At 68.5% G+C, this 23,656-nt stretch carries 26 protein-coding genes; 16 read left to right on the top strand and 10 right to left on the bottom strand.

Going from position 1 to position 23,656, the window contains the following annotated elements:
• Positions 1–10: 10 nt before the first annotated feature.
• Genes ACYQ6W_RS08185 through ACYQ6W_RS08160 form a run of 6 tightly spaced genes read right to left on the bottom strand, consistent with a single transcriptional unit; the run spans position 11 to position 6,025 of the window.
• Positions 11–871 (bottom strand): ParB/RepB/Spo0J family partition protein, encoded by an 861-nt coding sequence (locus tag ACYQ6W_RS08185; protein ID WP_459674668.1) that lies wholly within the window; start codon positions 869–871, stop codon positions 11–13.
• A complete protein-coding gene (locus ACYQ6W_RS08180) occupies positions 868–1,752 on the bottom strand; it encodes a ParA family protein (protein WP_459674667.1) in 885 nt (294 codons plus the stop codon). Before ACYQ6W_RS08180 ends, ACYQ6W_RS08185 begins: the two co-directional genes overlap by 4 nt.
• A complete protein-coding gene (gene rsmG, locus ACYQ6W_RS08175) occupies positions 1,749–2,393 on the bottom strand; it encodes a 16S rRNA (guanine(527)-N(7))-methyltransferase RsmG (protein ID WP_459674666.1) in 645 nt (214 codons plus the stop codon). The genes ACYQ6W_RS08180 and rsmG overlap by 4 nt, the downstream gene beginning before the upstream one ends.
• Positions 2,380–4,305, bottom strand: a complete 1,926-nt coding sequence (mnmG, locus tag ACYQ6W_RS08170; protein WP_459674665.1) for a tRNA uridine-5-carboxymethylaminomethyl(34) synthesis enzyme MnmG — start codon at positions 4,303–4,305, stop codon at positions 2,380–2,382. The genes rsmG and mnmG overlap by 14 nt, the downstream gene beginning before the upstream one ends.
• Positions 4,306–4,337: 32 nt before the next feature.
• On the bottom strand, positions 4,338–5,639 hold the full coding sequence (gene mnmE / locus ACYQ6W_RS08165; protein WP_459674664.1) for a tRNA uridine-5-carboxymethylaminomethyl(34) synthesis GTPase MnmE: 1,302 nt from the start codon (positions 5,637–5,639) through the stop codon (positions 4,338–4,340).
• Between the two features lie 20 nt (positions 5,640–5,659).
• Entirely contained in the window at positions 5,660–6,025 is a 366-nt protein-coding gene (locus tag ACYQ6W_RS08160; protein ID WP_459674663.1) for a (2Fe-2S) ferredoxin domain-containing protein, read from the bottom strand.
• A gap of 174 nt (positions 6,026–6,199) precedes the next feature.
• On the opposite strand from ACYQ6W_RS08160, the gene ACYQ6W_RS08155 reads away from it, so the two are divergent.
• Positions 6,200–6,733 carry a methylated-DNA--[protein]-cysteine S-methyltransferase gene (locus ACYQ6W_RS08155; RefSeq protein WP_459674662.1) on the top strand — a complete coding sequence of 178 codons (534 nt, stop codon included), beginning with the start codon at positions 6,200–6,202 and terminating at the stop codon, positions 6,731–6,733.
• Positions 6,730–7,701, top strand: a complete 972-nt coding sequence (locus ACYQ6W_RS08150) for a quinone oxidoreductase family protein (RefSeq protein WP_459674661.1) — start codon at positions 6,730–6,732, stop codon at positions 7,699–7,701. The genes ACYQ6W_RS08155 and ACYQ6W_RS08150 overlap by 4 nt, the downstream gene beginning before the upstream one ends.
• 32 nt (positions 7,702–7,733) lie before the next feature.
• On the opposite strand, the gene grxC is transcribed toward ACYQ6W_RS08150, so the two are convergent.
• Genes grxC through ACYQ6W_RS08135 form a run of 3 tightly spaced genes read right to left on the bottom strand, consistent with a single transcriptional unit; the run spans position 7,734 to position 11,545 of the window.
• Positions 7,734–7,988: a glutaredoxin 3 gene (gene grxC, locus ACYQ6W_RS08145; protein WP_459674660.1), complete on the bottom strand. Its 255-nt coding sequence runs from the start codon at positions 7,986–7,988 to the stop codon at positions 7,734–7,736.
• A gap of 11 nt (positions 7,989–7,999) precedes the next feature.
• Positions 8,000–8,845 (bottom strand): ComF family protein, encoded by an 846-nt coding sequence (locus ACYQ6W_RS08140; protein WP_459674659.1) that lies wholly within the window; start codon positions 8,843–8,845, stop codon positions 8,000–8,002.
• Between the two features lie 54 nt (positions 8,846–8,899).
• Positions 8,900–11,545, bottom strand: coding sequence for an MMPL family transporter (locus ACYQ6W_RS08135; protein ID WP_459674658.1), 2,646 nt, complete (start codon positions 11,543–11,545; stop codon positions 8,900–8,902).
• Between the two features lie 317 nt (positions 11,546–11,862).
• On the opposite strand from ACYQ6W_RS08135, the gene ACYQ6W_RS08130 reads away from it, so the two are divergent.
• On the top strand, positions 11,863–12,750 hold the full coding sequence (locus tag ACYQ6W_RS08130) for a 3-hydroxybutyryl-CoA dehydrogenase (protein WP_459674657.1): 888 nt from the start codon (positions 11,863–11,865) through the stop codon (positions 12,748–12,750).
• Positions 12,751–12,756: 6 nt separating this feature from the next.
• Here the strand turns inward: ACYQ6W_RS08130 and ACYQ6W_RS08125 are convergent, their stop codons facing one another.
• Positions 12,757–13,437, bottom strand: coding sequence for a zinc-ribbon domain-containing protein (locus tag ACYQ6W_RS08125; RefSeq protein WP_459674656.1), 681 nt, complete (start codon positions 13,435–13,437; stop codon positions 12,757–12,759).
• Positions 13,438–13,706: 269 nt separating this feature from the next.
• On the opposite strand from ACYQ6W_RS08125, the gene ftsE reads away from it, so the two are divergent.
• The 13 genes from ftsE to rplL all read left to right on the top strand — a co-directional run bounded on the left by ftsE (position 13,707) and on the right by rplL (position 23,636).
• Positions 13,707–14,378 carry a cell division ATP-binding protein FtsE gene (gene ftsE / locus ACYQ6W_RS08120; protein WP_459674655.1) on the top strand — a complete coding sequence of 224 codons (672 nt, stop codon included), beginning with the start codon at positions 13,707–13,709 and terminating at the stop codon, positions 14,376–14,378.
• The gene (locus ACYQ6W_RS08115; RefSeq protein ID WP_459674654.1) at positions 14,371–15,513 is read left to right on the top strand and encodes a cell division protein FtsX; all 1,143 of its coding nucleotides are present in this window, start codon (positions 14,371–14,373) and stop codon (positions 15,511–15,513) included. Before ftsE ends, ACYQ6W_RS08115 begins: the two co-directional genes overlap by 8 nt.
• The gene (locus ACYQ6W_RS08110; protein WP_459674653.1) at positions 15,510–16,184 is read left to right on the top strand and encodes a YdcF family protein; all 675 of its coding nucleotides are present in this window, start codon (positions 15,510–15,512) and stop codon (positions 16,182–16,184) included. The genes ACYQ6W_RS08115 and ACYQ6W_RS08110 overlap by 4 nt, the downstream gene beginning before the upstream one ends.
• Positions 16,181–16,960 (top strand): lysophospholipid acyltransferase family protein, encoded by a 780-nt coding sequence (locus tag ACYQ6W_RS08105; RefSeq protein ID WP_459674652.1) that lies wholly within the window; start codon positions 16,181–16,183, stop codon positions 16,958–16,960. The genes ACYQ6W_RS08110 and ACYQ6W_RS08105 overlap by 4 nt, the downstream gene beginning before the upstream one ends.
• Positions 16,961–17,117: 157 nt before the next feature.
• Positions 17,118–17,537: an HPr kinase/phosphorylase gene (locus ACYQ6W_RS08100; protein ID WP_459674651.1), complete on the top strand. Its 420-nt coding sequence runs from the start codon at positions 17,118–17,120 to the stop codon at positions 17,535–17,537.
• A complete protein-coding gene (gene rapZ / locus ACYQ6W_RS08095; RefSeq protein WP_459674650.1) occupies positions 17,534–18,427 on the top strand; it encodes an RNase adapter RapZ in 894 nt (297 codons plus the stop codon). The genes ACYQ6W_RS08100 and rapZ overlap by 4 nt, the downstream gene beginning before the upstream one ends.
• A 36-nt stretch (positions 18,428–18,463) precedes the next feature.
• The gene (locus ACYQ6W_RS08090; RefSeq protein ID WP_459674649.1) at positions 18,464–18,877 is read left to right on the top strand and encodes a PTS sugar transporter subunit IIA; all 414 of its coding nucleotides are present in this window, start codon (positions 18,464–18,466) and stop codon (positions 18,875–18,877) included.
• A gap of 8 nt (positions 18,878–18,885) precedes the next feature.
• Positions 18,886–19,173 (top strand): HPr family phosphocarrier protein, encoded by a 288-nt coding sequence (locus ACYQ6W_RS08085; protein ID WP_459674648.1) that lies wholly within the window; start codon positions 18,886–18,888, stop codon positions 19,171–19,173.
• Positions 19,160–21,001, top strand: a complete 1,842-nt coding sequence (gene ptsP / locus ACYQ6W_RS08080; protein WP_459674647.1) for a phosphoenolpyruvate--protein phosphotransferase — start codon at positions 19,160–19,162, stop codon at positions 20,999–21,001. The genes ACYQ6W_RS08085 and ptsP overlap by 14 nt, the downstream gene beginning before the upstream one ends.
• 159 nt (positions 21,002–21,160) lie before the next feature.
• Positions 21,161–21,595: a 50S ribosomal protein L11 gene (gene rplK / locus ACYQ6W_RS08075; RefSeq protein WP_459674646.1), complete on the top strand. Its 435-nt coding sequence runs from the start codon at positions 21,161–21,163 to the stop codon at positions 21,593–21,595.
• 4 nt (positions 21,596–21,599) lie between these two features.
• Complete coding sequence (gene rplA / locus ACYQ6W_RS08070; RefSeq protein WP_459674645.1) at positions 21,600–22,307, top strand: 50S ribosomal protein L1; 708 nt, start codon at positions 21,600–21,602, stop codon at positions 22,305–22,307.
• A gap of 345 nt (positions 22,308–22,652) precedes the next feature.
• Positions 22,653–23,171: a 50S ribosomal protein L10 gene (gene rplJ, locus ACYQ6W_RS08065; protein WP_459674831.1), complete on the top strand. Its 519-nt coding sequence runs from the start codon at positions 22,653–22,655 to the stop codon at positions 23,169–23,171.
• A gap of 87 nt (positions 23,172–23,258) precedes the next feature.
• Positions 23,259–23,636 carry a 50S ribosomal protein L7/L12 gene (gene rplL / locus ACYQ6W_RS08060; RefSeq protein WP_459674830.1) on the top strand — a complete coding sequence of 126 codons (378 nt, stop codon included), beginning with the start codon at positions 23,259–23,261 and terminating at the stop codon, positions 23,634–23,636.
• Positions 23,637–23,656: the final 20 nt, after the last annotated feature.

The following is a 23,656-nucleotide window of genomic DNA, read 5'->3' as shown; positions in this document are numbered from 1 at the left end:
GACGAGCCGTTCAGTCGCGCATCAGCAGGGTGATCAGCCCCTCGAGCTGCTCGAAGCTCTTGAAGCTGATCTGCAGCGTGCCGCCTCGGCCACGGCTGGAGATGCTGACGCCAAGACCCAGGCGATTCTGCAGATCGCGTTCGATGAGAACGGTGTCGGGATCTTTCACGGGCGCTTCACGCCGGCGGGTGGCAGGGTCTTCCGCCGACTTTGCCGCGAGGGCTTCGGTCTGGCGTACGTTGAGGCCCTGGGCGATGACGGTCTGAGCTGCGCGGGCGGGATCCGGGTGCGCGAGCAGAGCGCGCGCGTGGCCTGCGCTCAGCCCGCCGCGCCGGAGCTCCGCCTGCACAGTGGCCGGCAGCTTGAGCAGGCGGATCGTATTGGCGACGTGGCTGCGCGACTTGCCGACACTGTCGGCGACGCGTTCCTGGGTAAGAGAGAATTCCTCCATCAGCCGCCGATATCCCTCGCCCTCGTCGATGGGATTGAGATCCTCGCGCTGCAGGTTCTCGACCAGAGCGGCCGCCATGGCGGCCGTATCTTCCAGGCTGCGCACGAGGGCGGGTATCTCGTGCAGCCCGGCCTGCTGCGAGGCGCGCCAGCGACGCTCGCCGGCGATGATCTGATACTGGCCGGGCTGCGCGGGATTGGGCCGCGCGAGGATCGGCTGCAGAACGCCTTGCTCGCGGATCGAGGTGGCGAGGGCCGCCAGTTCCGTGGGATCGACCTGAGTCCGTGGCTGGAAGGGACCAGGGCTCAGAAGATCAAGCGGGATGAGCTGGATGGTGCTCTCGCGGCTGGCGGCGGGATCTTCCCCGAGCAAGGCGGCGAGACCGCGGCCCAGGCGGGGCCCGGCGTCGCGCGCGCTCATGCCGCAGGCTCCGGCTGAAGAGCGAGCCGATCAACCAACTCGGCGGCGAGGCGGATATAGGCCTGGCTGCCCGGAGACCGGAAATCATAGAGAAGGAGCGGCTTTCCGTGGCTGGGTGCCTCGGAAATGCGGACGTTACGGGGAATCACAGTCTCATACACTTTCTTGCCGAAGAAGCCGCGCACGTCCTGAGCGACCAAATCGGAGAGGTTGTTCCGCCGGTCGTACATGGTGAGCACGATGCCATGCAGGGAGAGCGCCGGATTGAGGCGGCGGCGCACGGCCTCGATAGTCTGAGTGATCTGGGTGATGCCCTCAAGGGCAAAAAACTCGCATTGGAGCGGCACCAGGACGTCGTGGCTCGCCATCAGCGCGTTGAGGGTGAGCAGGCCGAGGCTGGGCGGACAGTCAATCAGCACGAAATGGTGACGATCGAGGTCAGGCCAGCGGGCGAGCGCCTCCTTCAGCCGCTTCTCCCGGTTGAGAACAGAGACCAGTTCGAGCTCTGCGGCAGAAAGATCAGGGTCGGCGGGCAGGAGGGTGAGGTTCGGCACCATCGTATCCCGCACGGCCTCGGTCAGCGGCGCATCCTCGACCAGCACGGAAAAGATACCGCGGCCGCGTGCATTGCGCGCCAGGCCGAAACCCGTGGAGGCATTGCCTTGCGGATCCAGATCGATGAGCAGAACGCGGTGGCCGGCCGCCGCCAGGGCGGTCGCGAGATTGATGGCAGTCGTTGTCTTACCGACGCCACCCTTCTGATTGGCGATGGCGATGACGCGTGCGGCAGAGGGCGGGGCCGGCGGCTTGATCACCGCCTCTTCCTCGGCGAGCTTGCGATCGGCGGCGATCATCGCCTTCAGGCGGTTGGACGCGCTCATGCCTGCACCCTCAGGGGCTCCAGGTTGCGGATGACGAGCAGCCGTGCTTCGGGCGCCGTCTGGCTTGGGACGATGTCGAGGCTCATGGCCCAGCTTTGACGCGCCTCCGCGAGTTCCGCCTCGTAGCTTTCCCCTTTGGGGAAGACGCAGGTGCCACCAGGCTCGAGCAGCGGCGCCGCGAAGGCGAGGAGGCGGGAAAGGGGTGCCAAGGCGCGTGCGGTGACGAAGGGGCGGGAGGGCAGGCGTACCGTCTCGATCCGTGATGCGTGTACGGTGACAGGCGCCGCGGTGGCTTGGGCTGCTTCGCGCAGGAAGGCGGCCTTTCGGCCGTCCGCTTCCACCAGATCGAAGGGAATGCCGGAGGCTATCGCAAGCACCAGGCCGGGCAGCCCTCCACCGGAACCAAGATCGACGGCCGCCGTCACATCTTCGGTCAAAAAGGGAAGAAGCTGCAGGGAGTCGGCGATATGTCGTGTCCAGAGAGATGCGGCATCCTGTGTGCTGACGAGGCGGATGGTCTGGTTCCAGCGTGACAGGAGGGCGGCATAGAGGCGGAGCCGTTCCTCGATCTCCGGCGGCAAGCTCAACGCAACGGCTGCCGATTCTCCGGCAGCATCGCGCGAAGCGCTAGACTGTTTCACGTGAAACGCTCCCCTCGAGCTTCCTCAAACCCGCGAGTAGGATCGCGAGACCGGCCGGCGTCATGCCTGGGATCCGGGCTGCGGCTCCCAAGGTGCGCGGGCGATGGGCCGCGAGCTTGTCCCGCAGTTCGGTGGACAGGCCGCCGAGGGCGGTGACGTCCAGGCTGTCCGGCAGTTGAATCTCTTCCTGGCGGCGAAAGTTGCGTATCTCCGCCTCCTGCCGATCAAGATAAGCGGCATACCGTGCCTCGGTCTCCAGCGCCTCGCGCACCCGCGGCGCCAGGGCGCCGAGCTCTGGGCACAGCTCTGCGAGGAGCGTGGCGTCACCATCCCGCAGTGAGAGAAGCTCATAGAGGCTGCGGGTCCGGCCATCGGCCCTGACGCTGATCCCGCGTTCGGCGAGGGCTCCGGGCGTGAAGGTGGCCGCCTGGGCCAGGTTCCGGGCGGCGGCCAGAGCCGTCTCATAACCGCGGAAGGCATCTGTCCGCTCCGAGGAAACGCAGCCCCAGGCGATCCCCTTGCCCGTCAGCCGGAGATCGGCATTGTCGGCGCGGAGCGACAGGCGATATTCGGAGCGCGAGGTGAACATCCGATAGGGTTCCGTCACGCCCTGCGTTACCAAATCGTCCACGAGAACCCCGATATAGCCCTCAGACCGGTCGAGGCGCACCGCCTCCTCGCCGCCGGCCATCCGCGCAGCGTTGATGCCGGCGAGGATCCCCTGCGCCCCCGCTTCCTCATAACCGGTCGTGCCATTGATCTGGCCGGCCAGGAAGATGCCTGGCACGGTCTTGAGTTCGAGATCGTGACTGAGTGCGCGGGGATCGACGTAGTCGTATTCGATGGCATAGCCGTGGCGGAGAATGCGTGCCTGCTCGAGGCCGGGGATCGTCTTGAGCAAGGCCTCTTGCACCGCCGCGGGCAGGCTTGTGGAGATGCCGTTGGGATAGACGACGGCACCATCCGGGTGTCCGGGCAGGCCTTCCGGTTCCAGGAAGATCTGGTGGCGTTCACGATCGGCGAAGCGATGCACTTTGTCTTCGATCGAGGGGCAGTAACGCGGCCCGCGGCCGGAGAGATGCCCACCATAGACGGCCGATTCATGCAAATGCGCACGGATCAGGCTATGGCTGTCGGGCGTGGTGGCCGTGATCCGGCAAGCGATGAGCGGGTTGTCGATCCGCCTCGTCAGCGTGCTGAAGGGTTCGGGCACCGCCTCGCTGTCGTCGGCCGGCAGAGCATCCCAGTCGATGCTTGCCTTTTCGAGGCGCGGCGGCGTTCCGGTCTTGAGGCGGGCGACGGGCAGGCCAAGCGCCCGAAGCCGGGCGGCGAGCGGGATCGCCGGCGCTTCCCCCACACGGCCGCCGGGCGTCTTGGCCGCGCCCACATGCAGCGTGCCGTTGAGAAAGGTGCCCGTCGTCAATACCGCGGCACCGCAGGCAAAGCGGCGCCCCTGCCCATCCAGAACCGCGACGATCCGTCCATCGCTCCCGAGTTCGACATCCGTCGCCTCGGCCTCGATGATGGTCAGCCCCGGCTGCCCGGCGAGAAGCGACTGCAGCGCCACACGATAGAGGCCGCGGTCCATCTGGGCGCGGGGGCCGCGCACCGCCGGTCCCTTGCTACGGTTCAAAACCTTGAAGTGGATGCCGGCGCGATCGGCCGCTTGGCCCATCAGCCCGTCGAGCGCGTCGATCTCCCGCACCAGGTGGCCCTTGCCGATGCCGCCGATGGCCGGGTTGCAGGAAAGCGCCCCGATGGTGGCGATCTGGTGGGTCAACAGAAGGGTCCGCGCGCCCATCCGGGCGGCGGCGGCGGCGGCCTCGCAGCCAGCATGTCCCCCGCCTACGACCACGACGTCGAAGGACGTGGCGGAGGTGCGGAGGGGCTCGCTCTCGATGATCGTGTCCATGGCGCGGTCATACAGCCGCGCGCAGCCCGCCGCTACTTTCCGATGCAGAAATCACCGAAGATGCGGTCAAGCAGACCTTCGACACCGACGGCACCCGTGATGCCACCGATAGCACCAAGCGCCAGCCGCAGCTCTTCCGCCCGCAACTCCGGCTCCGTCTCCTGAGCCGCCTGGTCGAGATGCGCCTTTGCGCGAGCGAGATGGGCGCGATGACGCTGGCGGGTCAACGGCGGCGGTCCGGACGACGCGGTCGCGGAGCGCGCGACCGCGTCCAACCGCGCCACCAGCTCTGCCATGCCGGCGCCGGTGTGAGCGCTGACGGTGAGATCGGCGGCGAAATCGGGAAGGCCGAGATCGCTCTTGGTCGCGATGGTGAGGCAAGGCACGCCCTGCGGCACCGCCTCCGTCTCGTCGCCCGTGCCATCGGCGCTGCGCAGGCGGAGCACCAGATCCGCCTCCGCCGCGCGCGCCCGGGCCCGCCGCACCCCCTCGGCCTCCACCGGATCGGCGGTCTCACGCAGGCCTGCGGTGTCGATCAGCGTCACCGGCGCATCACCCAGAGTCAGAGACACCTCGAGCGCATCCCGCGTCGTTCCCGCAACCTCGGACACGATCGCCACCTCGCGTCCGGCGAGACGGTTGACCAGCGTCGATTTGCCGGCGTTCGGCGCGCCCTGGACGACGAAGACCAGTCCCTCCCGCATCTTTTCGCCGCGCCGGCCGTCGGCGAGATGATCCCCAATCTCATGCGCGAGGGACGCGATCGTCTCGCGCAGCGCCGCCTCCACCGCGGGCGGCAGATCCTCGTCGGGAAAATCGATCAGCGCTTCCTGGTGCGCGAGCGCCCCGGCCAGACGGTGTGACCAGCCCTCGTAGAGCTGGCCCAGGGCACCGCCCATCTGGCGCAGGGCCTGGCGACGCTGTCCGGCGGTTTCGGCGGCCACGAGATCGCCGATGCCTTCGGCCTGGAGCAGATCCATGCGGCCATTGAGGAAGGCGCGGCGGCTGAATTCGCCGGGCTCCGCCAGCCGAAGGCCCCGGGCGAGCAGCGCCTCGGCGACCCCCTCCAGCACGGCCCGGCCGCCGTGCAGGTGAAGCTCGGCCACGTCCTCTCCGGTATAGGAGGCTGGCGCCGGGAACCACAGCAGCAGAGCCTCGTCCAGGAGATCGCCATCCGCGGCACGCAGCCGGCGGAGGCTGGCCTCGCGCGGTGTCGGCAGCGCACCGGCGAGCGCCACGACGGCGGCGGCGGTCGCCGGTCCACTGAGGCGGACGGCTGTCACGGCGCCGCGTCCGACCGCGGTGATCGGGGCGAAGATCGTCGGTCCATCCATGTCTGGGCCCGTCCGGTGGCTCAGGCCGAGCGTTCGGCCGGCAGCAATAGTTCCTCTGCCCGGCCGCCTCGACGGAGATGCAACGCGATCACCTTGTCCACGTCCTCCCGGCTTTCGACGCGGTACCAGACGCCGGCAGGGTAGATGACCAAGCAAGGTCCCTGCTCGCAGCGGTCGAGACAGCCTGCCATGTTCACGCGCGCGTGGGGAATGCCCGCTTCCTTCACGCGCGCTTTCATGTAGTCCCGCAGCGCTTCCGAGCCGCGCGCCGCGCAGGAGCCCCGGCGATGACCGTCCGGGCGGCGATTGCAGCAGACGAAGATATGGGCATCGAAATAGGGCGGATCGTCCTGCCGCTCTGGCGGCGAAGTCGCGTCGTCGATCATGCCGGGTCCATCTTTTGTTGATAAGGCAACTCACATGCCTGCCGGTCGGGCGCCGAGGCCCCGTGGGCCCTTTTTGCCGCAGTGCCGCCCGCCCGTCCATGCGGCGGACGGGTCGCCGCCCGGTGGTGCGATGCTTGACAACCGATCCCGGTCGTCGTCGCATGGGGCTCCATCTTGCCGGACGGAGCTTTGCCGCAACTTTCCTTGCATACGCCGATCGGGCCCGTGACGGTTTCCGCGGAAGACGAGGCGGTCGTCGCCGTCGACTGGGGCTGGGGTCGTGACCAGGAGCCGACGCCCCTGCTGCTTCGGGCGCGCGCTTGGCTGGATGCCTATTTCGACGGAGAGGTGAGGCCCATGGATCTGCCGCTCGCGCCTTTCGGCACAGCCTATCGGCGCCGTGTCTGGGACACGATCCTCGGCATTCCCTGCGGAGCCGTCTGGAGTTACCGCCGTGTCGCCGAGGTCGCCGGCGGCTCCGCCCGGTCGATCGGCATGGCCATGGCGCACAACCCCATCCCGCTCTTCATCCCCTGCCATCGCGTCGTGGGCAGCGGCAGCCGCGGACGTCTCCTGATCGGCGGCTATAGCGGCGGGGAAGGGATCGAGACCAAACGCTTTCTTCTCGATCACGAGGCGCGTCTCGCAGGCCGCTCCGAAGGCTGGAGCGGCGCGGCGCTTCCCGCCGCGGGAGACCTGCTGTCATGAGCCACGCCATCCGCGTGCTGGAGACGGGGGGCCCCGAGGTTCTCCGCTGGGAGCAGGTGCCGACGCCGGACCCAGGCCCCGGCCAGGTCCTCATCGAACAGGCGGCGATCGGCCTGAACTTCATCGACATCTATTTCCGCAGCGGGCTCTACAAGACTCCGCTGCCGATGACCCCCGGCATGGAAGCGGCGGGGACGGTCCTCAGGGTCGGAGCCGGCGTCACCGATCTCGCCGAGGGGGACCGGGTCGCCTACGCCTCCATGCCGCTCGGTGCCTATGCCGAGCGCCGGGTCATGCCGGCCGACCGCTTGGTGCGCCTGCCGCCGGACATCAGCTTCCAAACGGCCGCCGGCATGATGATGACGGGCCTCACGGCGCAGTTTCTTCTGCATCGGACTTATCCAGTGGCTCCTGGCGACACCATTCTCGTCTATGCTGCAGCCGGAGGCGTGGGCCTCGTGCTCTGCCAATGGGCCAAGCATCTCGGCGCGACCGTCATCGGCGTCGTCTCCTCTGAAGCCAAGCGCCAGATCGCGACCGCCCATGGCGCGGATCACGTGCTGCTGGCGGAGGACGACATCCCGGCGCGCGTGCGCGACATCACCGGCGGCGCCATGGTGCCCGTCGTCTATGACAGCGTCGGTCGCGATACCTTCGAGGCCAGCCTCAACTGCCTCGCGCCCCTCGGAATCATGGTGAGCTACGGCAATGCCTCGGGCCCGGTGCCGCCCGTCGACATCACCCAGCTCGCGGCGAAGGGCAGCCTCTTTCTGACCCGGCCGAGCCTCGTGACCTACACCGCCAAGCGAACGGCCCTGCTGGCGGCGGCGGAGGCGCTTTTCGCGGTGGTGGAAAAAGGGATCGTCCGGATCGAGGTCGATCAGACCTTTCCCCTGCGCGAGGCGGCCGAGGCGCATCGCGCGCTCGAGGGCCGGCGCACGACGGGCAGCACCATCCTGCTGCCCTGAGGTCGACCGCAGGGGGCGCCCGATCGCTGCCGTCAGGCGGCGAGCAGGGGATCGAGCCCGCCGCGCCCGTCGAGCGCCACCAGATCGTCGCAGCCGCCGATATGCTGTCCATCGATGAAAATTTGCGGCACGCTGCTGCGGCCGCTCCGCTTCATCGATTCAGCGCGCGCCGGGGTGCCGTGCGGCGCGTCGATCTCCTGATAGGCGGCACCCTTACTCTCGAGCAACTGTTTGGCGCGGGCGCAATAGGGGCAATAGGGCTGGGTATAGATCTCGATCTTGGCCACGGCTCTCTCCTTCAGATGCCTATAAAATCGTCCGCGTCCTCGGTGGGGACAAGAGGCCGGCCGCCATCAGGCCCCCGCGCTCGTCGCGGATCGGGAACGCGCGCCACGACCAGCACGTCCACGGCGGCGACACCGGCTGCCCGCAGCGCCGAGGCACAGGCGGAGGCGGTGGCGCCCGAGGTCAGCACGTCGTCGATCAGCAGGATGCGCCGGCCGGCGATCAGCGGGGCTGCATGGGGGGAGACGGTGAAGGCCCCCGCGACCACTGCCCGTCGTGCCCCGGCGGAGAGCGCGCCGAGTGGCGGCGTCGGCCGCAGGCGGCGCAGCGCGGTCGCCGCCCACGGGCGGCCCGCGGCCCGCGCCAGCCGCGCCGCCAGCAGGGCGGCCTGGTTGTAGCGGCGCTGCACCAGCCGGCGCCGATGCAACGGCACCGGCAGCAGGAGATCGGCCTCGGTCAGCAGCGGGCGGCCGCAGCGAAGCATGAGGGTCGCGAGTAGGCCGGAAAGATCCGGCCGGTCGGCATGTTTGAACGGCAGGAGCAGTCGACGGGCGGCGGCGTCATAGGTAACCGCCGCGCGCGCCTGCGCGAAGGCCGGCGGCCGGATCGCGCATTGCCTGCAGCGCCCCGAAGGTCCCGCCTCCGCCAGGCTCTCGAAAGGCAGGCCGCAGCAGGCGCAGAGAGGTTCGGCGATGAAGGAAAGTGCGGCGAAACAATCCGGGCAAAGCCCGGGATGCAGAGTCTGCGACTCCTGCACCAGCATGCCGCAGGAGGGGCAGCGGGGCGGCAGCAGACAGTCGAGGCCGAGGCGGGCGGTCTGGCCCAGGCCTCGGCCGATGCGCGAGAAGAGCGGGAGCATCCGCCATTATGATTCGAATTCAAATCAAATGCACGCCGCCCCCGCTTTGGCCGCTCAGGGCGTGCGCTGCTCCTCCTCGCGGGGGGCAGGGGCCGCATCATAGGCCGCGGCCCCGCCGCCCGGCGCCCGCATCATGTAGAGCAGGGCCGGCTCGAAGACGAAGGTCGCGACCAGGGTACAGCCTAGGCTCCAGAGCAGCAGCGCGCCCATGCTGGCGGTGCCGGGGTGATGCGAAAAGGCGAGCGAGCCGAAGGCCGTGCCCGTCGTCAGCGCCGAGAAGAGGATCGCCCGCGCCGTCGGCGAGGCTAGGAAGCTGCGTTCCCCGGCGCGCCAGTTCATCACGAAATAGAGGTTGAAGGACACGCCCACCCCCTGCAGCAGCGGCAGGGCGATGACGTTCGCGAAGTTCAGCGGCAGCGGCAGGAGGACGACTACCAGAACCGTCATCAGCGAGGAGAGCACGAGCGGCGCCAGGATCATCACCACGTGCGAGGGCCGCCGCAGGAAGAGGAAGAGAATGGCGGCGATGGCGACGAGGGCAAGAATCGCGGCCTCGCGGAAGGCGCCGATGATGGTCTGGGCACTGCGGATCACGGTCACCGCGGAACCGCCGGCGCCGGGTGCCACCGCTGTCACCTGCTGCACGAAGGCCTGCAGGCCCCGGCTGTTCCTGGCGGAGGCCTTCGGCAGAACCTGGACGCGCGCCCGTCCGTCCGGCGTCAGCCAGTCCGCCTTGAGGTCAGGCGGCAGGGATTGCAGCGTCACGGGCTGAGCCGAGAGGGCGGTGCGCAGCGTGTCGAGCTGCTGCGGTAGGAAGGCGGTGAGCGCCGCATTGGCCGCCATCAGTTGGCTGTCCGATTTGCCCTGGAGGGCCGCGAGGTCGCGCGCGATCGCGAGCAGCGGGCTGTCGGACGGCAGCTTTGGTCGCGCACTGTCGATCGCCTTCAGCGTCGTCGCGAGCGCGATGCGGATGTCGGGTGCGGTCACCGGCGCGGCGGGGCCAGGGCTCAGCGTTGCCGCGAGAAGGTCCGAGGTGTCGGCAATGGCATCGAGCTTCGGCTTCTGGTTATCCGGCACGAAGCTCGCGAGCGACAGCGCGTGATCGACGAGCGGCAACGTCTCCAGCCGATCGGCCAGCGCTTTGGCATCGGCGACCGACGGCGCGATGACGTCGATGCTGTAGGGATCGGTCACCGGATTGTCGAGCAGGCTTCGCAGCGTGATCATGGCCTCCGAATGCGGGTCCTGCGTGTCGAGCGGGTCGCTGTCGAAGGTGATGTGCGGGATGAGCAGGATGCCGATCAGCCCGATCAGCGCGAAGAGGCCGACGACCGGGCGCCGCCGGTGCCAAAGGAAGGTGTCCGCCCGCGCCATGGCGGCGACGCCGATCTCGCCGCGTTCCGCCGGCAGGCGGAAGAGCGTGATGAGCGCCGGCAGCACCGTGATGGTGCAGGCGAAGGCGATGAGCATGCCAAAGCCCGCGATGAGGCCGAGTTCGGCGACGCCCGCGAAGCTCGTCGGCACGAAGGCGAAGAAGCCGGCGGCGATGGCGACGGCAGCGAGCAGGACGGAATTGCCTGTCTTGCGCAACGTCTGCACCAGGGCGGTTTCGGCGTCCGCCGCGGCTCGCCGTTCGTCGCGGTAGCGCACGCAGATCTGGATCGCGAAATCCACCGCGAGGCCCACGAAGAGAACGGCGAAGGCGACCGAGATCAGGTTCAGCGTGCCGATGGTGACGGCGGCGAAGAGGGTGGTGAGCAGCAGGCCCAGCACCAGGGTCAGCAGGATCGCGACGATGTAGCGGATGCGCCGCACCGCGAGCACCAGCCAGAGAATGATGAAGAGGATCGAGACGATCGTATCCGTCACGATCCCTTGGGTGAGGGAGGCGAATTGCTGGTCGGCCAGCGCGATCTGTCCGGTGATGGCGAAGGTCGCGCGGCCATGCGCGATCGTGGGCACCCGGGCGGCAATGGCCCGCAGCGCGTCGGTCGCGGCCGCACCCGGTTCGATCGTCCCGTAATCCTGCACCGGCTGTATCAGCACGAAACGTGCCGGCCCCGCACGATCGGCAAGGGCCGCGCCGCCGAGGAGTTTCTGCCAGGACACCGGCTCCGGATGGCCGGCCGCGGCCTGGGCCAGGCCCTGGTCGAAGCCCTCCAGGGCGGTCTTGTATCCGGAGAGATCCACCTGGCCTTGCGCGGCGCCTTGGCCGATTAGCCCGATGGCGGTGAGCAGGCCGCGCATCGAAGGGTCGGCCGCGAGCTGGCCGATGAAGGGCTGCGCCTGCACCAGTTGGTTGAGCAGCGCCTGGAGATCCTTCTGGTCGAGGAAGAGCAGCCCCTCGGTCTTGTAGAAGGGGAGCGCATCCGGGCGTCGGACGGTGCGGAAATGGGCGGGGTCGGCGGCGGCGGCGCGGGCGATCGCCGCCGCCGTCTCATCCGCCTCTTCCGGTGTCTTGGCACGGATCACGCCGACCAGGAGATCGTTGTATTGGGGAAAATCCTTGTTCATCGCGATCTGCGCCTGACGCCAGGGCAGCTTGGACGAGAAGAGATTGTCCGTATCCGTGTCGATGCCGAGATGGCGGGCCGTATAGAAGGCGCTGCCGACCCCGAGGAGAATTCCGACGAGCACGACCCACAGGGCATGGCGGCTGCTCAGGCGTGCAATCGCCGCCAGCTTTGACTGAACCCACATCGACGCTTTTCTGTCCTTATTCCAAGTCCGGGAAGGCTGGGCGCGCAAAGGCGGAGCGGACCGTGGCGATGTCCCAAACCGTGGGACGGAACCGCCCGAAGGCCCCGCACTGGAAGCCGGCCGCCTGGGGTCCTCGCATACCGGATAGTCCGGGCAGGGTGAAGCGCAGCGCCGTCCGCTCGGTTGCGACGATCGGCGGGCCATGCGGCGCCATGCATCACTTTGCCGGGAGGTTTGACGCCTCTGCCACGTTGGCAGCGGCGCCGAAGCCGCCGATACTCGGCCGCCGGATCGGCCGGCGCGCAGGGAGACGAGAGATGGCAGAAGCCGGAACGATCGAAAGGCTGGGGATCGTCGGGGCAGGGCAGATGGGCAACGGGATCGCCCATGTCGCAGCGCTCGCGGGTCTTGCCGTGGTGCTGACGGACGTGCGCTCCGAAGCCTTGACCCAGGCGCTCGCCACCATCGGCCGCAACCTCGACCGACAGGTGCAGAAGGGTCAGGTGACAGCGGAGGACCGCGCGGCGGCACTCGGCCGGATCGAGACCGCGGGCGAAACCGCGGCTCTCTCCGGCTGCGACATCGTGGTCGAAGCGGCGACGGAGCGGGAGGAGGTCAAGATCGCCATCCTCAAGGGGCTCCTGCCGCATCTGAAGCCCACGGCGATCATCGCGACCAATACCTCCTCGATCCCCATCACCCGGCTCGCCGCCGCGACCGACCGGCCGCACAAGGTCATCGGCATGCACTTCATGAATCCGGTGCCGGTGATGAAGCTGGTCGAGGTCATCCGAGGCCTCGCGACCGATGACGCGACCTTCCAGGCAGTCGAGGCTCTGGCCCGGCGCATGGGCAAGACGACGGCGGTCGCCGAGGATTATCCTGCCTTCATCGTCAACCGCATCCTGATCCCCATGATCAACGAGGCGGTGACGGCGCTGATGGAAGGGGTGGGCTCGGTTACGGCCATCGACGCTGCCATGAAGCTCGGCACGAACCAGCCGATGGGCCCTCTGGAACTGGCCGATTTCATCGGCCTCGACACCTGCCTCGCCATCATGCGGGTGCTGCACGAGGGCTTCGCCGACAGCAAATACCGCCCAAGCCCGCTGCTCGTGAAATATGTCGAGGCCGGCTGGCTGGGCCGCAAGACGAAGCGCGGCTTCTACGACTACACCGCCGATCCGCCGCGCCCGAGCCGGTGAACCGGCCTACAGCCCGACGGCGCTGTAGACCCGGTGGAGACCCGGCACGGCGCTGAGGATCTGCGGTTCGAACAGCACGGCGGCGACGATGAGCACGATGACGATCATCAGCAGCAGCCAGAGGCCGCCGCGTCGCCGCCGCACCGGACGGTTGACCCCAGGGCGGTGGTCCACCTCGCCGAAGCTGAGTTCGTGCGATAGCCGCCGCTCTTCCGGATCGCCCATGTCGAGGTCCGGCACGGCGCCGTCGCGTTCCAGGAGGGTGCGGGTGGACGGCGGATGCGGTGCGGCCGCAGGCGCGACCGACCGGCTGTCGGGCAGCGGTCCGGCGAGTTGATCCGCGATCGCGGAGGGGCCGGCGGCGACTGCCGGCACAGGGGCGGGTGGCTCAGGCGCGGGCCGCTCCGCCGCGGCCACCGGCTCTGGCTGAGGTGTCATCCGAAGGGATGCTTCCTCGGGCGCGCGGATCAGCTCGGGCGGCATCGTGACCTTTGGCTCAGCCTCTACCGCGGCCGGCGACGCGGCAGGCGGGCTTGCCTGGGTCGTGGCGCCGGGCATGGCCTTCACCGCGCCGACCACGGTCCACTGGAAGCCGCAGCGGTTGCACCGCACCTCCCGCGGTTGGGCGCCGAAGAGTGTGTCGGGCGCCTCGTAAGCGGCGGAACATTCTCGACAGACCAGTCGCATCAGCGGCTTACCTTCGCCTTGGACGGCATGATCCCGTCATCTCATGCGGGGGATTGTGGCCAAGAGCGGCGGCCCGTGCAATCCTCTGCCCCGAACTTCCCTGGGCGGATTCTTGGGCGACTGCAGGCATGACGGAGCGGATCTTCCTCCGGGCGCATTTCCGTCTCCTTTCCACCGCGGGGTCGTCGCAGGCTGGATGGCCTCCGCCCCCAGGGGGATGGCCCGCGGGCGGCATCGACCGACGACCTGACCATGGATAGCCTCGTCTCATGATCCAGTGCGAAAACGTCAGCCTGCGCTATGGCGCGGGTCCGGCTTCCCAGACCGAGGTGCTGCACGACCTGACGTTCCAGGTGCCGGAGGGTGGGTTTCGCTGGCTCACCGGCCCCTCGGGGGCAGGCAAGACCAGCCTGATGCGGATGATCTACCTTGCCGTGCGCCCTTCGCGCGGGCGGCTCTTCGTGCAGGGGATCGACATCGGCCGTGCCGAGCGGCGGCAGCTGCCGCGCCTGCGCCGCCGCATCGGCGTCGTCTTCCAGGATTTTCGCCTGCTGCCGCATCTCACCGCCTTCGACAACGTGGCGTTGCCGCTCCGGATCGCGGGGCGGCCGGAGGGGCAGATCCGGGCGGATGTGATGGAGATGCTGCGCTGGGTCGGCCTTGCCGCCAAGATCGAGTCGCACCCCTACGAACTGTCGGGCGGGGAGCAGCAGCGCGTCGCCATCGCCCGCGCCGTCATCAACCGCCCGGCGATGTTGCTGGCGGACGAACCCACGGGCAATCTGGACGATGCCCAAGCGGAGCGCCTCATGCAGCTGTTCCAGGAACTCAACCGCCTCGGCACAACGGCGATCGTGGCGACCCACAATGAATCGCTGATGGCGCGCTACCCAGCGCGGACCCTGCGGCTCGAAGCCGGACGGCTGGTTCAGGATGGCTGAGTTCGACGAGGACTATTACGACGAGGACCCGGCCTATCGTCAGCCGGCTCCGCCGCCGCCACCACCGCGCGAGCCGATGTTCCGGCCTTCCGCGGCCTATGGCGGAGCGCGCCGCGGGACCGGGCGGGGGGAGGCGCGGGCCGAACCCCGCCCCGAGGTACGCGAGGGTCGCGAGGCGCGGCCGGCGCCGCGCCGGGCGGCCAATGCGCGCAACCTGCGTCCCGTCGGCTTCGACGATCTCGGTCTGCGCCGCGCGCTGTCCGACCGGTTGCTGCCGCTTCTCGTCGCCGCCATGACCTTTCTGGCGGCACTGGCCTTTGCCGGCGCCGTCGCGACGGCGACCCTCGCCCTGCACTGGCAGACGGGGGCGGAGGCCGAACTCACCATCCAGGTGCCGACTCCTTCCGATCCGGCCGCCGCCAGCGCGGCCGGTGACCATCTTTCGCGCCTGGATGCCGTGCTCGCCGTGCTTCACGCCGAACCGGGTGTCGTCTCCGCGCGGGCGATGACGACCGACGAGCTGACGACACTCCTCAAACCCTGGCTTGGGCCGACGGGCTCCACTCTCGCGCTGCCGTTACCGGCGGTGATCTCCGTCCAGCTCGCAGCGGGCGGTGCCGTACCTGCCGATCTCTCCGCCAAGCTGCAGGCGGCCGCACCGGAAACGGTGATGGAAAGCGCCGACGTCTGGGCGGAGCGTCTCTCTGCCCTGGCGCGCAGCCTGCAGGCCTGCGCGGCCGTCGCGCTGCTGCTGGTCGTCGCCGTCGCCGTCGCCGTGGTCGCAGTCGCGACCCGTGCCGGTCTTTCCGCCCGCCGCGACGCGATCGAGATCATCCATGGCCTGGGCGCGACGGACCGCTACATCGCCGGCCGGTTCGCGCGCCGCGCCATGCGTCTTGCCGCGGCGGGGGGCGCCATCGGCGCCATCGCGGCCCTGCCGGTGTTGCTCTGGCTCGCCTATCTGGCGGCGCCCTTCGCCCAGGGCACGACGCCAGCGGCGGCGGCCGAGCCACCGCTGCTCGCCTTGCCCTTGTCGCTGTGGATCGCGCTCCCCGTCCTGCCGCTGGCCACGGCCGCCATCGGCTATCTCACCGCGGAGGGGACGGTGCGCCGTTGGCTCAGACGGCTGCCGTGACGCGTCGCCGCCGGGGCCCGGCACGGCGGCGGGTGGCGACGGCGCGCACGCGCCGGGCGCGCGGGCCGGGCCGTTCCCTGCTGCGGCGCTTGATCGTCGCTCTGCTGATGCTCGTGATGGTCGGCTGGTGCGGCGGCTTCCTGTGGTTCCTCTACGTCACCTATTCCCCGTCGGTCGCGCCGGCGCGCGCCGACGGCATCGTCGTGCTGACAGGGGGTGAGGATCGGCTGGCGACCGCCTTCCAGATGCTCGATGAGGGCCATGCCCAGCAGCTGCTGATTTCCGGCGTGCCGTCCAGCGTGTCTCTGCGCGACGTCGAGCGTTCGGCGCAGCTCGACAAGCCGCCGGCGGCGAGCCACGTGACGCTCGGCCATCGCGCCCAGACGACCGTCGGTAATGCCGACGAGACCGCGGCCTGGGTGCGGGCGCATGACATCCGCAGCCTGATCGTCGTCACCGCCGGCTATCACATGCCGCGCGCCATTCTGGAGCTCAGCCGCGCCATGCCGGAGGTGCGGCTCTATCCGATGCGCGTCCAGCCGGCCGCGATCTTCGATGGCACGCGCCCGCATGTCTGGCGGCTGCTGCTCGGCGAATATACGAAGTGGCTCCTGGCCGAGCTGCGCATCGCGCGGCTCGTGGGCTTTCTTCAAGGGATACACCGCGCATGAAGCGACTGTGGCTCGGGGCCGCGTCCTTGCTGTTCAATATCGGCTTCTATGCCGCCACCGCCTTTTACAGCCTGTGGGGCTACGTGGCGCTGCGCCGTGGCCGCGCGGGCGAGCTGATCCTGATCGGCCGCGCCTGGGCGCGCGTCGTCATCCGGCTGCTGCGCCTCTGCCGGATCGAGGTGCGGGTCAGCGGCTTCGAGAACCTGCCGACGTCGGGGCCGATGCTCATCGCCTCGACCCACCAATCGGCCTTCGATACCGCGGTCTGGATGCTGCTGCCGCGCCCGGCCTACGTGCTCAAGAAGGAATTGCTGAAGGTTCCGGTCTTCGGCGGCCTCATGCAGCCGGCCGGTATGATCGCGGTGGACCGTGCCGCCGGCGCCCGCGCGATCCGCGATCTCATCCGGGATGGCCAGGCTGCGGCTGCAGATGGCCGGCAGGTCATCATCTTCCCGCAAGGAACCCGCGCACGGCCCGGCGAGCCGCGCGTCATCCAGCCCGGCGTCGCGGCGCTGGCCGGCGCCATGAGGGCGCCCGTCATCCCGGTCGTCACGGACTCCGGCGCGCATTGGGGGCGCAATTCCTTCCTCAAGCAGCCGGGCACCATCCATATCGTCATCGGGCCCCCTCTGCCGGCCGGTCTCGCCCGCAGCGCCCTCGTCACCGCGCTCGATGCCGCATGGTCCGCGCTTGAGGATAAGATGACAGGGTCTGTGGATAAGATTGTGGGCGAGTCGGTCTCCGTCTTCGACTCACGCACGAGTGAATCTCGCTAAGGCAAGAATATATCAGGATTTTTGCTATCCCCATGACTCTGTCGACCCTGTCTGAGGAGCCTGGGGATTATCGCGGGATAACCCGGTGGAAGTCCGCCCAGGCCGAAATCGCGCTTCCTTCGCAGGCAGGCTTGGCCCATTCTCGGTGGCGATGCTGATGCATGCGAGCTGCGCCGCGCGAGACGATCTCGGACTTCTCCTCACCGGCGCCCCCGGCGTGGGCAAGTCCGACCTGTTGCTGCGCTTGCTCGACCGCGGCTTCGCGCTGGTCGCCGATGATCAGGTGGAGCTCGATGCCGAGGGCTGGGCGCGCGCCCCGGCCGTGCTCGCCGGCCTCCTCGAAATCCGCGGTCTCGGCATCATGCGCCTGCCTTTCCTCGACCGCGCCCGGCCTGTGCTGGTCACCCAGCTCGTGCAAGGCCCCGTGCCGCGCTTGCCGAGCCCGCGGCGGGACGAGACGCTCGACCTGCCGCTGATCGCCCTCGATCCCCGACCGGCTTCCGCAGCGCAGGCCGTCGATCTTGCCTTCCAGGCGGTCTGCGGTCGCGTGCCTCAGCACGCAGGCGCCTTCGCATGAGCCACGGGGCGGAACGTCGGGTGGTGCTCGTCACCGGTCTCTCCGGCGCGGGGAAATCCTCGATCCTCCATACGCTCGAAGACCTCGGCTATGAGACGGTGGACAATCCGCCCTTCTCCCTGCTGGACGAGCTGCTGTCCCGCACCGACCGGGCGCTCGCCATCGGCATCGATGCCCGCACGCGCGGCTTTGCCGCCCAGGCGGTGCTGGAGGCGATCGCCCGCCTCAAGGTCGAAACCGGGCTGGACGCCGAATTCGTCTTCGCAACGGCCGAGGATGCCGTGCTGCTGCGCCGCTACACCGAGACGCGGCGGCGCCATCCGCTGGCGCCCCAGGGCCAGGTGCGGGACGGGATCGCCGCCGAGCGGGCCTTGACCGGCCCGCTGCTCGCCGCTGCCGATCTCGTGCTGGATACCTCAACCCTGCCCTTGCCGACGCTGCGCCAGACCATCGGCAAGCGCTTCGGACTCTCGGCGGAAGAGGGTCTGTCCCTGACGCTGGTCTCTTTTGCCTATCGCGCAGGCCTACCCGCCGAGGCTGATCTCGTCTTCGATGCCCGCTTCCTGCGCAATCCTCACTATGACCAGACGCTGAGGCCTCGCACTGGATTAGATCCGGAAGTTTGCGCATATATCGCCAAGGATCCGGATTGCGCTGCTTTCCAGGACGCCATTCGTTCGATGGTCTTGCTTTTGCTGCCGCGATTCGTGCAGGAAGGTAAAAAATATGTGACCGTCGCGATCGGATGTTCAGGGGGGCGACACCGCTCCGTTTTTCTGATCGAAACTTTGGCTGAGATATTACGGCAAGCAGGATGGCAGCCGCTGGTCGTGCATCGCGAATTGGAACGCGAGCGCGAAAAGGGCCTTTCCGGCCCGGCAGCAGCCTGAAGCGCGTCAAGGCCATGGGGGGCCGCTGAACTCATCATGATCGGTCTAGTGCTCGTTACTCACGGCCATCTCGCCGAAGAGTTGCGATCGGCTATGGAGCACGTCGTGGGGCCCCAGCGCGGGGTGGAGACGGTGTGCATCGGCCCCGAGGACAACATGGAAGACCGGCGGCGCGACATTCAGCGGTCCATTGACCGTGTCGACACTGGGGACGGGGTGGTGCTGCTCACCGACATGTTTGGCGGCACGCCCAGCAACCTCGCGATTTCCCTGATGGATTCCAAGGATGTCGAGGTCATCGCCGGCGTCAACCTGCCGATGCTCGTGAAACTCGCCAAGGTGCGTGGCCAGCAGAACCTGCAGAGCGCGGTGTCCTGCGCGCAGGAAGCCGGACGCAAATACATCGCCTGCGCGTCTCAGGTTCTCGCCGGCGTGCGCGGCTGCGGGTGAGCCTCGGGATGGAACCGGCTGCCGGCGCGCTGACGCGCCATCTGCTCATCGTCAACAAGCGCGGCCTGCATGCGCGGGCCGCCGCCAAGCTGGTCACCACCGCCGAGCATTTCGGCGCCGAGATTTCGGTGGCGAAGGACGGGCAGGCGGTCTCCGCCCGCTCGATCATGGGCCTGATGATGCTGGGGGCGGGCCAAGGCTCGAAGGTTACCGTCTCGGCCGAGGGTTGGGACGCCAAGGAAGCCATGGATGCGGTCGCCTCGCTGATCGAGGCGGGCTTCCATGAGGAAGACTGAGCCCAAGGCGGCCAAGCCGCGCGCGGCCAAGGCGAAGGCGCTGCCCGTTCCGCCGGCACCGGCCGAACGCCATTTCAAGGGCCTGCCCATCGGGGCGGGCATTGCCGTCGGTCCCGCCTATCTCTTCGAGGACCGGACGCCAGCCTTCTCCCCCGTCAGCATCGCGCCCGAGGCGGTGGAAGCCGAACTTGCGCGGCTCGACGTCGCGCTCACCAAGTCCCGCCGGCAGCTCGCCAAGCTGCGGGCTCAGCTCGCGCTCCTGCCGGACGAGGGGCAGGCGGAACTCGAACCCCTGCTCGACGCCTATTTGCAGATGATTGGTCCGTCGCGCCTGCTGCGGGGGGTGCGGCGCCGGATCGAGAGCCTCGCCTCGGCCGAAACCGCGGTGCATGAGGAGGCTGAGGCTCTGGCCGCGGCGATGCTCGCGATGCCGGACCGGGACCGCGCAGGTCTCCGCCGCCGGGCGGACGAGGTCCGCGAGATTGGTCGGCGCATCGTCCGCAATCTCACTGAAACGCCCTTCCAGAGCTTCGCGAAGCTGGCCCAGGGCACCATCCTGGTGATGGAGAATCTTCGCCCCGCGGATGCGGCCCTCCTGAGTCCGGCGCGGCTCGCCGGGGTCGTCACCGAGGAGGGCGGCACGGACGGCCACACTGCCGTCATGCTGCGGGCGCTGGGCATTCCTGCGGTTCTCGGCGCGCCCGGTGTCACCGAGGGCATTGCGAGCGGCGATCTTCTGGTTCTCGACGGGGGCAGCGGCACCGTCACCGCCCATCCGGCAGCGGCGACGCTGGCTGCCGCCCGCCGTTCCTCCGCGGCCTTCGCGCGCGAGCGCCAGAAGCTCGCCCAGCTTCGCCGCCTTCCCGCGGAGACGACGGACGGCCAGGCGGTGGAACTGCTCGCCAATCTCGAAGTGCCGCTGGAATTGCCGCTGATCGCCCAGGCCGGCGCAGAAGGCATTGGCCTCTTCCGCAGCGAATTCCTGTTCATGAACCGGGAGGCGCTGCCCGACGAGGAAGAGCAGACCGAGGTCTACGGCACCGCCGTCGAAGCGATGGAAGGCGACCCCGTGACCATCCGGGTGCTCGACTGGGGCGGGGAGAAGGAAATCGACGCGCTGCAGGCGCGCGGGATCGTCGGCGGCATTTCCGGCGTCAATCCGGCGCTCGGCTTGCGGGGCATCCGCATGCTGCTGCGCCATCCCGATCTGCTGGAGACGCAGCTCGCCGCTATCCTGCGCGCCAGCCGGCGCGGGCCCGTCAATGTCCTGCTGCCCATGGTCACCTCGGTCGAGGAGGTGCGGGCGACCCGGGAGCTGCTGCAGAAGGTCGCCCGGCGGCTGAAACGCCGCGGGGAGGAGATGCCCGCCCGGATGCCGCCGCTCGGCATCATGATCGAAACGCCGGCCGCGGCGCTGTCGGCCGATGCCTTGGCGCTCGAGGCCGACTTTTTCGCCATCGGCACCAACGATCTCACCATGTATGCCTTGGCGGCCGACCGCGGCGATGCGGAGGTGGCGGCGCTCTACGACCCGCTGCATCCTGGGCTTCTGCGGCTGATCCAGTTCACGGTGGAGGCGAGCCTGCGTTTGCGCAAGCCCGTCTCGGTCTGCGGCGAGATGGCGGCGAACCCCAAGCTGACGCCGCTGCTCCTCGGCCTTGGCCTGCGCGCACTGAGCATGAATGCGAGCGCAGTGCCGAAGGTGAAGCTTGTGGTGCGCGGCATTTCCAGCGCCGATTGCGCGCGCCTCGCCCGGCGCGTGATGGAACAGACGGAGCCTGCGGCGATTCGCGGCCTCGTCGAGGACTTCGCCGCAAACTACCTGTAGCGCCGCATGGCAGATGGGCGCCGCCGCGCCTTCGGGAACGCTGGACTCAGCCCAGGCGATCCGCTATCTGCCCCGCCTCCATCGGAACGCGGGAGAGACCGGACAACCGGGCTCGGATGAACCGCGGTCCTTGTTCGCGTTCAACCAGGAACGAGGGTCATGGCGAAAAAGATCGTCGGCTACGTCAAGTTGCAGATTCCGGCCGGCAAGGCCAATCCGTCTCCGCCGGTGGGCCCCGCCCTCGGTCAGCGCGGCCTTAACATTATGCAGTTCTGCAAGGAATTCAACGCGGCGACGCAGGGCATGGAGCCCGGCATGCCGGTTCCCGTGGTGATCACGGCCTTCGCGGACCGCACCTTCACCTTCATCACCAAGACCCCGCCCAACACCTACTTCCTCATGAAGGCCGCGAACATCAAGAAGGGTTCGACGACCACGGGCAAGGGCGCGACGGTCGGCAAGGTGACCATGTCGCAGCTGCGCGAGATCGCCGCTCAGAAGATGATCCACATGAACGCGAACGACGTCGACGGCGCCGTGCGCATGCTGGTTGGTTCGGCCCGCTCGATGGGCCTCTCGGTGGTGGAGGGCTGATCCCATGGCCAAGAACAAGCGCCTGACGGCCGCCTACGCTGCCTTCGACCGCAACAAGACCTATTCCCTCGCCGAAGCCGTGCAGATCGTGAAGGGCAATGCCCGCGCGAAGTTTGACGAGACGATCGAGTTCTCGATGAATCTCGGCATCGATCCGCGCCATGCCGACCAGATGGTCCGCGGCCTCATCGGCCTGCCGAACGGCACCGGCAAGACGCTGCGCGTCGGCGTCTTCGCGCGCGGTCCCAAGGCCGAGGAAGCTCTGGCGGCTGGTGCCGACGTGGTGGGCGCCGAAGACCTGGCCGAGAAGGTGCAGGCCGGCGAGATCGCTTTCGACCGCTGCATCGCGACCCCGGATATGATGGCCCTCGTCGGCCGCCTGGGTAAGATCCTCGGCCCGCGCGGCCTGATGCCGAACCCGAAGCTCGGCACCGTGACGATGGACGTGAAGGGCGCGATCACCGCCGCCAAGGCCGGTCAGGTTGAGTTCCGCGCCGAGAAGGCCGGCATCATTCATGCCGGTGTCGGCAAGGCGAGCTTCGACGCCGAGAAGCTGGTGGAGAACATCCGCGCCCTGACCGATGCGGTGCAGAAGGCGAAGCCGTCTGGCGCGAAGGGCACCTACCTGCAGAAGGCGGCGCTCAGCTCCAGCCAGGGCCCGGGCGTGCGGATCGACGTCTCGACCCTCGCGGCGGCGGCTGCGGCCGAGTGATCCGGGCGGCGCGCACGGCATCCGCCGTCGCGCGCCGGATCGCATGAAGGAATTCATCCGCGGGCCTCGGCCTGCGGATGCGCAGGAGGGGGGGACCTCTCCGAACCTGTCCAAGACCAGACGCGACCGGCACGGGCCGGCTCTTAATTCGGCGAGCACGCCGGCGACTGGAAGACGGGGAAGCCAGCGATCGTGGATCAAGCCTTCGGGCGCGATCCCGAACTTTGGCGGTTCCGGCTGAAAAGGACAGGCGAACCGGGCATCGGCAGGGCATGCGTCTTGCAGATGTTCATGGGAAACCCGGCGGCGGACCACCCGGTCCGGCGCCTTGTGGCGGAGTTTACTGTGGACCGTACGGAGAAGCGGGAGTTCGTCGCTTCGCTCGCAGCGGTGTTCGCAGAGACGTCGATGGTGGTCGTGACCCGGAATGACGGGTTGACGGTCGCCGAAGTGACGGATCTGCGGCGCAAGATGCGGGCCGAAGGGGTGACCTTCAAGGTCGCTAAGAACCGTCTGGCCAACCTCGCCCTGGAAGGGACCCGATTCGACAGCATCAAGCCCCTGCTGAAGGGCCCGACCGCGCTCGCGTGGTCCAAGGACCCCGTGGCGGCGGCGAAGGTTGCTGTTGAGTTCGCCAAGACCAACGAGAAGTTCGTCGTCGTCGGCGGCGCGCTCGGCACCCAGTCGCTCGATGCGTCTGGCGTGAAGGCGCTCGCCGAACTGCCGTCGCTCGATGCGCTGCGCGCCAAGCTGGTGGGGATGATTCAGACCCCTGCCACGCGGATCGCGGGCGTCGTCCAGGCGCCGGCCGGCAACCTCGCGCGGGTCTTCGGGGCCTATGCCAGGAAGGACGAGGCGGCCTGACGCGTCAGGACGTGCCGATCTTTCCAAGATGTAATGCCGTTCGGGCTTGCATCGAACCGATCAGAGTTTTTATATAGGAATTTGACAATGGCTGACCTTTCCCGCCTGGTGGAAGAGCTTTCGAGCCTCACCGTCCTGGAAGCCGCTGAGCTTTCGAAGCTCCTCGAAGAAAAGTGGGGCGTTTCCGCCGCTGCTCCGGTGGCGGTTGCCGCCGCTGCCGGCCCGGCCGCCGCTGCCGCTCCGGTCGAAGAGCAGACTGAATTCACCGTCATCCTGGCCAAGGCCGGTGACAAGAAGATCAACGTCATTAAGGAAGTTCGCGCCATTACCGGCCTCGGCCTGAAGGAAGCGAAGGACCTCGTCGAGGGCGCGCCGAAGCCGCTGAAGGAAGGCGTGAACAAGGACGAAGCCGAGAAGATCAAGAAGCTTCTCGAGGAGAACGGTGCCGCTGTCGAGATCAAGTGATTTCGACCATTCCGGCCTTC

Source organism: Acidisoma sp. 7E03 (genome assembly GCF_054665075.1).
Note: the sequence above shows the minus strand (reverse complement) of the source record. Positions and strands in the feature narration are given on the sequence as shown.